Raw genomic sequence first — 13482 nt, forward strand, 5'->3', positions numbered from 1 at the left:
GATGTGAATCGCGAAGAATCGACAGACATGTCGTGAAGAATCCGGCGCCGTCACCCCTCCGACCGGCGCCGGAGAGCGGTCAGTTCCAGAAGGTCAGGAACCCCAGACCGAGATCGTTGAGCAGGTCGTCCACCAGGCCGCCGATGAGGTCCGTCACGCCCATCGCGCTCTCGTGGGCCTGCTGCCGCCACTGCGTGGTCAGCCGGTCCACCACCTCGGAGGGCGGCTCCCAGGGCGCGAAGGACGGGAGCATGCTCAGCGCGGCCATCACCGAGAAGAAGGCGATCGTGCCCAGCAGGATCGTGGTGACCATGGCTGCGCCGGGGCTGCGGATGGCCCCGGTCAGCACGCGGGAGACGGCCTTGCGCGGCTTGCCGCCGCCGGGCAGCACGAACAGCCCGGCCACGAAGGCGCCCGCCGCGTAGGCGGCGGCCCTGTCGGTGCCCATGTTCCCGATGTAGACCAGGGCGCCCCACACGCACATGCCGAACATCGCGGCCAGCGGGCCGGTGATCAGCGTCGCGACCCCGGCCTTGATCAGTGCCCAGGGCGTGCCGACCAGCGCGATCAGCGGGTCGGAGGCGCTGTTGCCCCGCACCGACCGGCGCTGGGCCAGGTCGCCGAAGAGATATTCGCCCACGCGCAGGCAGAGCACCGCCACCAGCGCGGACACGCTCACCACGACGGGCAGCACGCAGGCCAGCGCGACCACGATCGTCAGCAGCAGCGCGGCGGCCAGCGGGTGGCCGGTGCGGTACGGCGGGCGCTCCTGCCGCGGGGCCGGCGGGCGTTCCTGCCGGGGGGCCGGCGGCGGGGTGTAGGGCCGGGGCGCGGTGGGCGGCGGCGCGTACGGCCGGGCCGGGCCGGTCGGCTGCGGCGCCGGGCCCGCGACCCGCTGGTCGGGGTAGGGCGGCGGCACGAATCCGGCCTGCCGGGCGCCGGGCGGGGCCGGGACGTACGGCGGCGGGGTGGCCGGGGTGTGCGGCGGGCCCTGCGGCTCGCGGGACCTGCGCTCGCGCCGCTCCGGCCTGCCGTACTCGACCGGCGGGAGGAGGTCGGCGTAGTCGTCGTGGCGGGGCTGCGACCGCGTGCCGTTCGCCTGCCCGGCGGGGGGAGCCTGCCCGTTCGCCTGGTCGCCAAGGACCCGCGTACCGGGGGGCGGGGCCTGGTCGCTCAGCACCCGCGTGCCGTTGGGCGGGTGCGGCGGGAAACCGCCGTCGAGGATCTTGGTGCCGGGGTCCAGCACGGCGGTCTCCGGGGCCTGCTCGTGCAGGGCCGTGACCGAGGGGTCGAGGTCGCGCGCCATGCGCAGCAGTTCCTGCGCGCCGGGCCGGGCCGCGGGGTCGACGTTCAGCGCCCGCCGGAGCCAGCCGCGCAGCCAGACGGGGGCCTGGTCGATGTTGGCCCGGCCCTCCATGATGTTGAAGCAGACGACCTCGAAGCTCCCCGTGCCGAACGGGGGCTTGCCGGTCGCGCCGAAGAAGACGGTGGAGGCCAGCGCGTGCACGTCGGCCGCCTGGGTGATCTCGGAGTCCCGGATGATCTCGGGGGCGAGATAGCCGGGCGTGCCGACGAACATGCCGGTCTGGGTCAGGCGCGTGGCGTTCACCAGGTGCGCGATGCCGAAGTCGATGACCAGGGGGTCGCCGTCGACGAGCATCACGTTGGCCGGCTTGAGGTCGCGGTGGATCACGTCGGCGGCGTGGATGGCCACCAGCGCGGCGCACATGCCCCGGGCCAGCCTGATGATCCGGTCGGCGGGGAGCGGCCCGTCCTGCAGGACCGTGTCCTCCAGGGTGCGGCCGGGGGCGAAACGGGTCACGATGTACGGCTGCGCGCCGGTCAGCTGGGCGTCCAGCACCTCCGCGACGTGCGGGCTGCGCACCCGCCGCATGGTCTCCACCTCGCGGGTGAGCCGGTCGCGGGCCTTGAGGTCGGCGGCGACGTGCGGGTGCAGGACCTTGACCGCCACCTCGCGGCCGTCCTCGTCGAGTCCCAGGTGGACGGCTCCCATGCCGCCCTCGCCGATCTTTCTGAGCAGCCGGTACGGCCCCAGCCTCTCGGGCGCTCGGGTGTCCCCCGTCGTCATCGGGTGGCCTGCTTTCGTAGTTCCGTCAGCTCCGCCACCACCTTCCCGACGTCGACAGGCGTCCAGATGGCCTCCCGCGCCTCCTTGCCCACGGTGCCGACGGCCGGGACGACCATCAGCGCGGCCACCACGCCCAGCGCCGCGGCGGTTGCCATGGCCGCGTTCCTGGAAGGCAGCAGTGATGCCAGCGTACGTCGCATCTGCCGCCCTGGGCCCTCCACGCCGGGTCCGGCGCAGATCGTCCACAGCGCAACAGCCGCCCCCCAGGCGAGCGCGTTCTCGATGGGCATGCCCGTGACCAGCACCGCCAGCAGCAGCGTCACCGGCAGACCCAGGATGAGCGCGTACGGCACCAGCGCGACGGTGACGCCGACCGACTTCAGCAGCGCGCCCGGCTGGCCGAAGACCCGGAACACGTCCGCGGCCGCGGCGCCCACCGGCCGGCGGCCGTTGAGCCGCGGCTGGGCGATGTCGGCGGCGCGCAGCAGGATCGCGACCGGGATCGCCAGGGCGGTGACGATGACCGGGGCGATGACGGCCGCGATCGTCATGATGACCAGCAGCATGATGCTCGCCACGTCGTAGGCCCTGGAACGCTTCAGCGCGTGTCCGGGCCGCTGGCCCGGATGGAACTGACCGGCGCCCGCGTGGTGGGCCGGTCCCTGCTGGTGGGCCGGGGCCTGCGGGTGCGCGTACGGGTAGGGCGGCGGCGTGGCCGGCTGGTGCGGGCGCTGCGCCTGCTCGTAGGGCGAGTGCTGCGGGTAGGGCTGCGGCGTGACGGGCTGGTGCCCGTGCTGCGGCGCGTGCGGATGACCCTGCCCCTGGGAGGGCGCGTGCGGGTGCCCCTGCGCCTGGGAGGGTGTGTGCGGCTGGGCCGGCGCCTGCTGGGACCCACCGTGCTTGCGCAGGTACTCCGGCAGCTCGTGGGGGCGCACCCGCTGGGTGGGGATGTCGCCGTCCCCCACCGGGGCGGTGGCGGGCTGCTGACCGGCCGTCTCGGCCCCGGGACGACCGGGCTGGGCGGGCTGGCCGGACTGCCCGGTCCGGGCGGAGGCGTCACGGCCCGGCACCCGGCCGGTGGGGACGTCCTCCGGCTCCAGCATGCCCGTGGGCACGTCGTAGGAGGCCTGCTGGGCCGCGGCGGCCTGGCGCAGCTCCTCGGGCGTCACCCGGCGGGTCGGCCAGGGGTCGGCCGACTGCTCGTCGAGCAGCGAGACGTATTCGCGCGGCTGCCCCACGGCGGCGGGCGGCCAGGGCGTGGAGGCGGCGGTGCCCGGGCGCGAGGCGACCGGCGTCTGCACCTCTCCCGGGTCGGGGGGCAGCAGCGAGCCGGTGACGGGACCCGCGGTCCCGGCCGCCGCGGCGGCGGCCACGCCGGGGGCGCCCGGCCCGGTCGGCGCGGCGGTGCCCGGGGAGCCCTGGCCCTGGTGACCGGACGTCCCGCCGTGGCCGGGCGTCTCCCCGTGGGTGCCGGTCCCGCCCCGGCGGGAGTCGTCGAACCGCGGAACCGTGGTGATCTCGTCCGGCACGCGGGGCCGGTTCCCCCGGCCGGGCGGCGGCATCAGCCGGGCCACCTGGGCGGCCAGCTCGGCGGCCGAGGGCCGTTTGGCGGGGTCGCGCTGGAGGGCGGCGCGCAGGATCGGCTGGAGCTCCTGGGGCGCCCCGGACACGTTGGCCTTGCCCGCGGTGATGTTATAGAAGATCATTTCCAGCGTGCCCTTGCCGAAGGGCGGCTCGCCGGTGGCCGCGAAGACCAGGGTGCCCGCCCAGGCGTGCACGTCGACCTCGGGCCCCGCCTCGTGCCCCTCGATGATCTCCGGGGCGAGATAGCCGGGCGTGCCGATGAACATGCCGGTCTGCGTCAGCCGGGTGGCGTCCACGGCCTGCGCGATGCCGAAGTCGATGAGGACGGGCTCGCCGTCCAGGATGAGCACGTTGCCGGGCTTGAGGTCGCGGTGGATCACCCCGACCGAGTGCACGGAGGCCAGCGCCGAGGCGACCCCGTGGGCGACCTTGAGCAGAGCGGGCAGGTCCAGCGGACCGTCCTGCTTGACGACCTCGTCCAGCGGCTGGCCGGGGACGTACCGGGTGACGATGTAGGGCCGGTGGCCGGTCACGTCGGCGTCGAGGACCTCGGCGATGTACTCGCTGCGCACCCGGCGCATGGTCTCGACCTCGCGCGAGAGCCTGCGCCGGGCGACGTCGTCGCCCGCCACCTCACCGCGCAGCACCTTCACCGCGACCTGTCGCCCCTGCGGGTCGACGGCGAGATGGACCACGCCCATGCCGCCCTCACCGAGCCGCCGCAGCAGTCGGTATGGGCCCAGTCGGTCGTCCTGATTCATGGCATGAAGCACCATACCGGCTTAAACCCCGCTTACGAGATGAACCATCAGGTCACATTCCCCGTCTGAATAACGTCTGCTATGCCTCAACGGTTTCCCAACCCGGGGTAACACGCAATCTCATTTCGGCGTCAGTTTGCCAGGGCCAGTACCTGCGCGATCTCCAGGTCGGCCAGCATCGCGCCCGGGAGCGCCAGCTTCGAGTGACGAACGCCACTGCCGATCACGACGCCCGGATGGGCGGCCACCGCCTCGTCCACCAGAACGGGCCACCCCTCGGGCAGGCCCAGCGGGGTGATCCCGCCGTACTCCATCCCGGTCAGGCGGACCGCCTCCTCCTGCGGGGCGAACGAGGCCTTCCTGGCCTCCAGGTGCCGCCGGACCACACCGTTGACGTCGGCCCGCATCGTGGCCAGCACCATGCACGCCGCGTAACGGACCTCCCCGCCGCGCCTGGCCGCCACGATCACGCAGTTGGCCGACTCGTCCATGCGCACGCCGTAGCGCTCGCAGAAGGCGGCGGTGTCCGCCAGCGCCGGGTCGATCTCCGCCACCCGGATCCCGGCGCCCCCGCCGGGGAGCCCCTTGACCGCCCGCGCCACCGGCTCCGCCAGCAGGTCGGGCCGCTGCCCCGCCTCGGCCCACTCCAGAGTCCCGATCGACATCTCCGCCTCCTCAGCTGGTCCGTTCCGGACAAACCCTACGACGGAGGACCGACGAGAAACGGGTCCGCCCTACGACGAGGGCCCTGCCAGGACGCGCCGGTGGAGTTCGGTGACGGCCTTCCTGGCCGACTCCATGGCCCCGGCCTGCCAGGCGACCAGGTGGGTGAGCCAGTCGCCGGCGAAGTAGACCCGGCCGGCCGGGCGCTGCAGCAGGGCTAAGCCGCCGTCGTGGGACTCCCAGCGGACCCAGCCGCCCTCGACGTGCGGGTGCCGGTGCCAGGCGATGGACAGGCTGGAGCGCAGCCCCGTGCGGTACTTCTCACCGTGGATCTTCTTGCCCTGGGTGAGCGCGCGGCGCAGGCGGTCGCGGGGGGACATGCTCCCGTAGAGCTCGGCGTTCTCCTCGGTGTTGTAGTAGCCGACGATCAGGCCGCTCCTGGCGTGGTAGTCGTGCGACGGGTACCAGATGTGGGTGATGTCCAGATCGGTCTCGGTGACGCCGCCGTAGATGCGGTCCTCCAGCTCCCACCAGCGCCGGCCGTACTCCAGGCCGATCTTCCCCGCGGCGACCGGGGCGGGGGTGCGCAGGGCCGCGGTGACCCCGGCGCCCAGGTTGTGCGGCAGGCGGGCCAGCAGGTGGGGCGGGAGGGCGGCGACGCAGTAGTCGGCGCGCACGACGCCTCCCCTGTGCGTCACCTCCACCCCGTCGGCCAGGTTGCGCAGGCCGGTCACCGGCGTGCCGGTCATGATCCGCTCCTCGCCGACCGCGCGGGCCAGGGCGGTCACGATCGCGTCCATCCCGCCGACCGGCTGGAACATGGGCATGGCCTGGTCGAAGCCGAAGTCCACGGTGACAGCGCGTCCCGTCCCGGCGGCGAGCACCTCGGCCAGCGAGGACGGCCCGGCCAGCGGGAGTCCCTCGGAGAGCCCTGGCAGGACCTGGTAGCCACGGCGCTCGGAGCCCCGGTAGGCCAGGTCGGGGCCGATGTCGCCGAAGCGGCGCAGGAACTCCAGCAGCCGCTCGCGGTCCTCGGCGCTCAGCCGCCGGTCCAGCGCGCCGGCGTGGGCGGCCTTGGCCAGCAGTTCGGAGACGTAGCCGTACAGGTCGGCGCGGGCGGTGCGGGCGCGGACCGGGGCGGGCATGCCGCGCGTGTAGACGTAGGCCGCGGCGTTGTTGTTGACGAAGACCTCGACCGGCACGCCCAGCTCGCGGCAGTAGTCCATGGTGACCATCCACGGCGCGATCCGCCCGGCCCCGGCGTTGAAGTAGGTGCCCTCCTCGAAGCCCGCCGTCTGGACCTGCCCGTCCAGGTCCCGCAGCGCGTCCCCGCCGCGAAGGGTGAGGTTCCTGCCGCCGATCCGGTCCGACGCCTCCAGGACGGTGCAGTCGTAGCCCGCCTTGCCCAGCTCGTAGGCGCAGGTCAGCCCGGCGACCCCGGCGCCGAGGACCACGACCTTGGCCGCCCCCCGGCCGCGCAGGGCGAAGTCCGACCGCTGCGGCGGGGTGAAGGCCTTCTCCTGGGAGTCGGGGGCCAGTCCCAGCGCGCCCATGGCCGCGTACATCGCCCCGGCCCCTCCGGCCGCGCCGACGCCGACGAGCAGCGCCCGCCGCGTCATCGTGCCGGGAGATGAGTCGCTCATCGTCAGCCGTAGACGCCGCTGCCGCAGGCGACCTGCCCGCCGATCATGGCGAAGATGCCGAACAGGGACATGATCTGGCCGAAGTCGTCGGTGGTGAACTCCGTGTGGCGCGGGCCGGCGGAGCGCACGCCCGGGATGATCGCGCACCCGGCGGCGATCGCGGTGGAGTTCCACTCGACGCCCAGCGTGTACGGCGCGCGCGGCGTGTACGGGCGGAAGTCGGCCAGGCGGCCCAGCGCGCGGGCGGTGGCCTCGCGGATGCGGGCGTGGGCGACCGACGGCGGCAGCAGCTCGGCGGAGAACTTGTCGACGCCGTTCTTGACCGCGACGGTCTCGACGTCGCCGAGCAGCTCGCGGGCCTCCTCGCAGACGGCCTCGTCGCCGGTCACCAGGGCCACCGGCACGCCGAGCGTCCCGGCGAACGCCGCGACCAGGCGGGTCTCCCCGCAGATCTCACCGTTGAGGTAGACGTTCTGGATCTCCTTGCCCATCCAGGTGTGGTTGAGCACGCCGTGCTGGACCCCGGCCCGCGCGTGGTAGCCGGCGAAGCAGGCGGCGGCGTAGGTCTCGTCGAGCCCCTGCCCCATCCGCAGCGGCTTGCCCGGCCCCCGGACCAGGGTGGCCCGCTCGTCGAGCAGGTCGATCCTGAGGTTCTTGGTCGAGCCGTGGGCGTCGTTGACCCGCACGGCCTCGGCCCCGGCCTCGAAGGCGCCCTGCACGACCGCGTTGGCGTCGGCGGTCATCAGCTCGCAGCCGCGTTCGTAGCCCCGGCCCCCGGCGTGCATCTCCTCGGGGTCGGTCAGCCCGGTGACGCCCTCCATGTCCACCGACACGTACACCTTCACGACGCCACCCCCGCGGCCGTTCTCATGTCATCCCCCACGTCTCGACGCGGCGCGCCTCATCCTCGCTCATGAACCCGATCTCCGTGGCCATGAAGTCGTGGATCGGCTTGCGCCACGGCTCGGGGACCTCCTCCACCGCCGGCGGGTAGCACCGCTCCAGCCAGGCGGTCGAGGCCTCGGTGGCCTTCAGGAACCCGGCCGCCCTGGCGAAGACGGTCTCCTCGATGCCCGGCACCCGCGCGCAGCCGTACTCGATCATCTCCTGCCCGCCGTACGGCGGAGGCTGCTGCCACCTGCGGGCGACCCCGCGGTCCAGGGTGATCGAGGTGCGCAGCGGACGGCGCTCGATGGCGGCGTGGATGAGCTCCTTGTACAGGCACTTGCCGCACGTCCCGCAGGGGCCGTCGGTCCCGCGCAGGCACCAGCGGACCTGCTCGCGCACGGGGGAGCCGAGCGCCAGGCGCATGGTGACCGCCTCGCTGACCCCGCCGACCGGGAGCACGATGTGCAGCCCGGCCGCGGCGAACGCCTGTCCCCAGGCGCCGTGCTGGGACCACATCAGGTTGTCGGGGGTGTAGCGGTGCAGGTAGCGCCCGCCGCCCAGCCAGCGCGAGCCCAGCTCGTAGCCGAAGGCCAGGCCGCCCAGGTCGAGCTCGCCGGCCGTCAGCAGCGCCCCCGCCGCGACCGCGTGGTGCTCGGGGTAGCCCGGGCGGGGCTCGGCGAGGGTGAACTCCAGGTCGGAGCGGACGACGGTCAGCTCTCGGCCGGTCTGCTCCGCCAGCCTGGCCAGCACGTCGGAGCGGTAGTGGGTCCAGCGGTTGGGCACGCGCGGGTGCGGGACCCGCTGGAAGTGCACGAACGGCGCGTCGGGCAGGATCGCCGCCACCGCGGCGGAGTCGGCCCCGCCGCTGTAGGAGATCGCCAGCCTGCTCCCCGAGCGCGGGGAGCCGCCGACCGGCCCGGCCTGGATCCCCCAGCCCGTCTCGATCGCGTCGGCGAGCTCGGGCGAGACCGGCCGGTCGAAGACGATCCGCCGCCGCGTCCAGGGGGCGACGACGGTCCATGCGGCCAGGGCGAGCAGGTCGGGGTGCACCTCGCGCGGCGCGTGCGGAAGCTCCACCCGCATGGAGTTCGTGGCCAGCTTCAGTGCCTGGCCGTCGGAGCACAGGCCGGTGATGGAGTCCTCGGCGTCCAGCCGGAAGGCGAGGCGCCAGACGTTCCCTTCGGACTCCCAGGTGACCCTCACGCCGGGCCCCCGGACGATCCCGCCCGGCCCGGGACCGCCGCGGGCGCGTCCCCGGTCTCCCGGATCTCCCCGGCCTCCTCCGCTTCGGCGCGCGCCCGGTCGACGGCCTGCCAGAGCAGCACCTCGTTCTGCAGCGTCCTGTCCATCGCGGCGGCGGTCTCCAGGGCCAGGCGGTGGGCGTCGTCCCACCGCCGGATCTGCTCCCGGCTCACCGTGACCCCGGACGTCCGGGCGCGCAGCCGCTCGACCTCGGCCCGCAGGCGCTCGCCCTCGGCGCGGAGCGCGGCGACCTCGCCGCTCAGCTCCCGCACCTTCCCCAGGACCTCGGCGACGTCCCGGCGGTGGTCGGGCCTCAGGACGTACCGGGCGTCGAGCCGGCCGCGGACCGCCCGTCGCAGGCGTGCCGGGACCAGAGCACGCTTCAGTAACCGCACCATAATCTGGCACGATACCGGTAAACCATGATCTACCAGGACAGATCAGCGACCGGTGAACTTCGCCTGGGTCTTCTCCGCGAAGGCGCGCATGCCGATCTTGGCGTCGTCGGTGGCGAACAGTCCCGAGAACTGCAGGCGCTCGATCTCCAGGCCGGTGTCCAGGTCGGCCTCCAGTCCGTGGTCGACCGCCTTCTTGGCGGCGCGCAGGGCCAGCGACGGGCCGCCGACGAACCTCGCGGCGTAGGCGAGGGCCTCGGTGTAGACCTCGGCGTCGGGCACCACCCGGTCGACCAGCCCGATCTGCAGCGCCTCTGCCGCGCCGACGTGCCGGCCGGTGAAGATCAGGTCCTTGGCCTTGGCCGGGCCGACCAGCCGGGGCAGGCGCTGGGTGCCGCCGGCCCCCGGGATGATCCCGAGCAGGATCTCCGGCTGGCCCAGCTTGGCCGACTCCCCGGCGATCCGGATGTCGGCGCACAGGGCCAGCTCGCACCCTCCCCCGAGGGCGTAGCCGGTGATCGCCGCGATGACCGGCTTGCCGATCTCCGCCACGGCGGTGAAGCAGTCCTGGAGCGTGGCGGAGTGCGCCGACATCTCCGCGTAGGACATCTCGGCCATCTCCTTGATGTCGGCGCCCGCGGCGAAGACCCGCTCTCCGCCGTAGACCACCACGGCGTGCACGGCCGGGTCGGCCTCCACCTGCCGGGCGCACTCGCCGATCTCCCGCTGGACCTGGCCGTTGAGCGCGTTCATCTTCGGCCGGTCGAGCCTGATCGTCGCCACTCCGTCGGCGGTCTCGACTCGCACGAACTCACCCATGGCCGTCCTTCCACCGCGGGCGCCCGAGGGCGCCGAGAAACCCGGAAACTGCTCACCCCAACATAAGGCCGTCGGCCGCGGCGGGCAGCCTCAGGCCCCGCCCGGCGGCCATCCGGCGGTAGATCCGCTCGTACCCCTCGGTCATGACCTCGACGTCGAACTTCCGCCAGACGTGTGACCGGCACGCGTGCGGGTCCAGCCCGCCGACGGCGTCGACGGCGGCGGGCAGCTCGTCCTCCTCGAACCTGACGAACCCGGTGAGCCCGTCCACGACCACCTCGGGGACGGCGCCGCGGCCGAGCGCGACCACCGGGGTCCCGCAGGCCATCGCCTCGATCATGACCATCCCGAAGGGCTCGTCCCAGGCGATGGGGAACAGCAGGCAGCTCGCGGCGGCCAGCAGCTCCCGTTTGCGGGTGTCGCCGGCCTGGCCGACGTACTCGGCCCCCGGCCCGAGGCGCGGCCTGACGTACTCGTCGAAGTAGTCCTTCTCGTGCTGCTCGACGAGCTTGCCCGCCAGCAGGATCCGCCGCCCGGCCGCCCGCGCCACGTCGATGGCCGTGTGCGCGCCCTTGGTGTGGCTGAAGCGGCCCAGCCACAGGACCCAGTCCTGCTTGTCCGCGCGGAACGGGAACGACCCCGTCTCCACGGCGTTGTGGACCGTCCCCACCCAGTTCAGGTCGGGTACGGCCCGCCGCTGGGCCCCGGAGATGGCCACCAGCGACAGGTCCCCGCCGATCGCGCGGTAGTACTCCGCGAGCTCGCCCTCCACCTCGCCGTGGCAGGTGGCCAGGGTCGGCGCGGAGCGGACGGCCGCGGTCAGCGGCCCGGCCATGGAGTGGTCGTGGACGACGTCGACCTCCAGCTCCGCGGTCATGCGGTGGGCCTTGGCCGCGTGCAGCAGCTCGGGCATCGCCTGGCCGATCCGCTCGGACGGCGCCAGGTCGTAGGTGGGCAGGAAGCGCGCGGACGTGCCCGGCCTGCCCGCGCCGACCAGGACGACCTCGTGCCCGCGCCGGGACAGCCCGCCGACCAGGGCGGCCAGCATCGCCTCGATCCCCCCGTAGCCTCCGGGCGGTATCTCGTACCAGGGGGGAGCGATCATGAGGATGCGCATCCCCCCGGTCCGTCGCGGCACCTCGTCGTTCGTGGAAAGCATGTCGACCTCGTCTGTGGGGCCGGCCCACGCCGGCCTCGGGAGACCTGCCGCACGGCGGCGGTCGTCGGGGACCTACCGCAGGGCGGCGGTCATCGGACTGCGCGGCTGGTTGAAGAGCGTCACTCCCTCCGGAAGCCCCGCGACGGACACGCCCTCGTCGCCGACGGTGATCGTGACCACGGACCCGGCGATCTGCAGTCCCGAGATCCGCAGGTTCTTCAGCCCGACGGGGTCCAGCCACACCTGGTCGTGCGGCGCCCAGGGGTCCAGCCGGAGCAGCGTCCGCACCAGCTGGATGGGGGCCGCGGCCGCCCACGCCTGCGGGGAGCAGGAGGTGGGGTACGGCACCGGCACGGAGAACTCCGAGCGGTCGAACCCGCAGAACAGCTCCGGCAGCCGCCAGCCGAAGGCCTCGGCCGCGTCCAGCAGGCCGAACGTGATCCGCCTGGCCCCCTCCGCGAAGCCGTAGCGCATCAGACCGGCCGCGACCAGGGCGTTGTCATGCGGCCAGACCGAGCCGTTGTGGTAGCTCATCGGGTTGTAGGCGCCCATGGTGGAGGCCAGGGTGCGCACGCCGTACCCGGTGAACATCGCCGGGGACATCAGGTGCTCGACCACCGAGGCCGCCTTGTCCTCGTCCACGATGCCCGTCCACAGGCAGTGGCCCATGTTGGAGCCCAGCCCGTCGACGGCGCGTCCCCCGCCGTCCAGGCCCATGGCGTAGTAGCCGCGATCCGGCAGCCAGAACCGCTCGTTGAACGCCTCACGGATCCGCGCCGCACGGGAGGCCCAGCGCTCCTCCCCGGCGCGGTCGCCGACCTCGCTCGCGAAGTGGGAGCGCGCGATGTAGGCGGCGTAGACGTAGCCCTGCACCTCGGCCAGGGCGATGGGCGCGCGGGCCAGGGTGCCGTCGGCGAAGTTGACCCCGTCGAAGGAGTCCTTCCAGCCCTGGTTGATCAGGCCCTGGTCGGTCTTGCGGCGGTAGAACAGGAAGGGGTCGGCGGACCTGGTGATCCAGTCGAGGGCGGCGTCGACGTGCGGCATGAGCTCCTCGACCGTGCTGCTGTGCAGGCCCCAGCGGCGCAGCTCGCCCATCAGCATCACGAACAGCGGGGTGGAGTCCACCGAGCCGTAGTAGGCCTGGCTGGCGAACGGCGAGGCCCCGGTGTGCGCCCCGTAGCGGATCTCGTGCAGGATCTTGCCGGGCTCCTCCTCGGTGAGCGGATCGTCGGCCCCGCCCTGCAGCCGGGCCAGACGGCGCAGGGTGCCCAGGGCCAGGGACTGGTCCAGAGGGAGCGCCATCCACGAGGTCAGCAGCGAGTCGCGGCCGAACAGCGTCATGAACCACGGCGCCCCGGCCGCGATCGACGGCGGCTCGTCGGGCTTGTCATCCTCGAAGAGCCGCAGGGAGCCGAGATCCTCCCTCGACTGGCGCAGGACCTGGGCGAGGACGCGGTTGGAGGTGGTGACGACCGGGCTGAGCCGCTCCCAGTCGGCCCGGCGCCGGGCCGGCTCGGCGTGTTCCAGCGGATGGTGGGCGGAGAACCACGCGGGCGACTCCTCCCCCTCCAGGATCGGGTTGACCTGCAGGGTGACGACCCACTCGCCGCGCGCGGGCACCAGCGCCCGGAAGGTCAGCACGCCCGGCACGGTCGCCGGCGCGGGATCGGCCACCACCCTGGCCCCGCGCCCGCGCCCGGCGGCCGTGACCCGCAGCCCCGACGAGTCCGGAGTCGCCTCGACGGCCGACACGTGGTGCACCCGTCCGGCCTTCACCTCGAACAGGTCGGCCATGTCCGAGGCGACGTGCAGGGTGACCACGCAGCCCGCGGCCTCCTCGGACAGGTTGCGCAGGGTCACGTCCTCGCGCAGGCCGCCGCCGACGTAGCGGTCCCTGATCACCAGCATGGTGCTCTCCGCCTGGTCGGGCCGCGGCGCGCTCCGGCCGAGGAAGGTCGCGTGGTACGGCTCGGCGGCGATCACCCGGAGCGGTTCGACGGGGGCGTCGTCCACCCGCAGCTCCCAGCGCGACAGCAGGCGGGTGTCGGCGTGGTAGACCCCCTGGGCTCCGCCCGGCACGATGTCGCCGCCGCCGGCGCACACGCAGAAGGACCCTCCCTCCACCAGGGTGACCGCGTTGTCACCCAGCGCGCCGGGCTGGCTCTCGAACGTCCATGAGTTCACTGGTCTCCCCCGAGATGTGAGTTCCGCCTCTCCATCCCTTCCCCCGTGCGCCGGG

The 13482-nt window shown here is 73.7% G+C and carries 10 protein-coding genes; all 10 read right to left on the reverse strand.

What is annotated here, in order from left to right:
• Positions 1-79: 79 nt before the first annotated feature.
• The 10 genes from Psi01_RS15575 to Psi01_RS15620 all read right to left on the reverse strand — a co-directional run bounded on the left by Psi01_RS15575 (position 80) and on the right by Psi01_RS15620 (position 13427).
• Positions 80-2089, reverse strand: a complete 2010-nt coding sequence (locus Psi01_RS15575; RefSeq protein WP_204064713.1) for a serine/threonine-protein kinase — start codon at positions 2087-2089, stop codon at positions 80-82.
• The gene (locus Psi01_RS15580; RefSeq protein ID WP_204064714.1) at positions 2086-4434 is read right to left on the reverse strand and encodes a serine/threonine-protein kinase; all 2349 of its coding nucleotides are present in this window, start codon (positions 4432-4434) and stop codon (positions 2086-2088) included. The genes Psi01_RS15575 and Psi01_RS15580 overlap by 4 nt, the downstream gene beginning before the upstream one ends.
• Positions 4435-4565: 131 nt before the next feature.
• Positions 4566-5099 (reverse strand): YbaK/EbsC family protein, encoded by a 534-nt coding sequence (locus Psi01_RS15585; protein WP_204064715.1) that lies wholly within the window; start codon positions 5097-5099, stop codon positions 4566-4568.
• A 69-nt stretch (positions 5100-5168) separates the two neighbouring features.
• A complete protein-coding gene (locus Psi01_RS15590) occupies positions 5169-6740 on the reverse strand; it encodes a flavin monoamine oxidase family protein (protein WP_204064716.1) in 1572 nt (523 codons plus the stop codon).
• Between the two features lie 2 nt (positions 6741-6742).
• Positions 6743-7585 carry a M55 family metallopeptidase gene (locus Psi01_RS15595; protein WP_204064717.1) on the reverse strand — a complete coding sequence of 281 codons (843 nt, stop codon included), beginning with the start codon at positions 7583-7585 and terminating at the stop codon, positions 6743-6745.
• Positions 7586-7607: 22 nt separating this feature from the next.
• Positions 7608-8831 (reverse strand): DUF6395 domain-containing protein, encoded by a 1224-nt coding sequence (locus Psi01_RS15600; RefSeq protein ID WP_204064718.1) that lies wholly within the window; start codon positions 8829-8831, stop codon positions 7608-7610.
• The gene (locus Psi01_RS15605) at positions 8828-9268 is read right to left on the reverse strand and encodes a hypothetical protein (protein ID WP_204064719.1); all 441 of its coding nucleotides are present in this window, start codon (positions 9266-9268) and stop codon (positions 8828-8830) included. The genes Psi01_RS15600 and Psi01_RS15605 overlap by 4 nt, the downstream gene beginning before the upstream one ends.
• 42 nt (positions 9269-9310) lie before the next feature.
• Positions 9311-10084, reverse strand: a complete 774-nt coding sequence (locus tag Psi01_RS15610) for an enoyl-CoA hydratase/isomerase family protein (RefSeq protein WP_204064720.1) — start codon at positions 10082-10084, stop codon at positions 9311-9313.
• A 52-nt stretch (positions 10085-10136) separates the two neighbouring features.
• Positions 10137-11243 carry a glycosyltransferase family 4 protein gene (locus Psi01_RS15615; RefSeq protein ID WP_204064721.1) on the reverse strand — a complete coding sequence of 369 codons (1107 nt, stop codon included), beginning with the start codon at positions 11241-11243 and terminating at the stop codon, positions 10137-10139.
• A 72-nt stretch (positions 11244-11315) separates the two neighbouring features.
• On the reverse strand, positions 11316-13427 hold the full coding sequence (locus tag Psi01_RS15620; protein ID WP_204064722.1) for an amylo-alpha-1,6-glucosidase: 2112 nt from the start codon (positions 13425-13427) through the stop codon (positions 11316-11318).
• Positions 13428-13482: the final 55 nt, after the last annotated feature.

Source organism: Paraplanobispora siamensis, from assembly GCF_016863175.1.
Classification (GTDB): domain Bacteria; phylum Actinomycetota; class Actinomycetes; order Streptosporangiales; family Streptosporangiaceae; genus Planobispora; species Planobispora siamensis.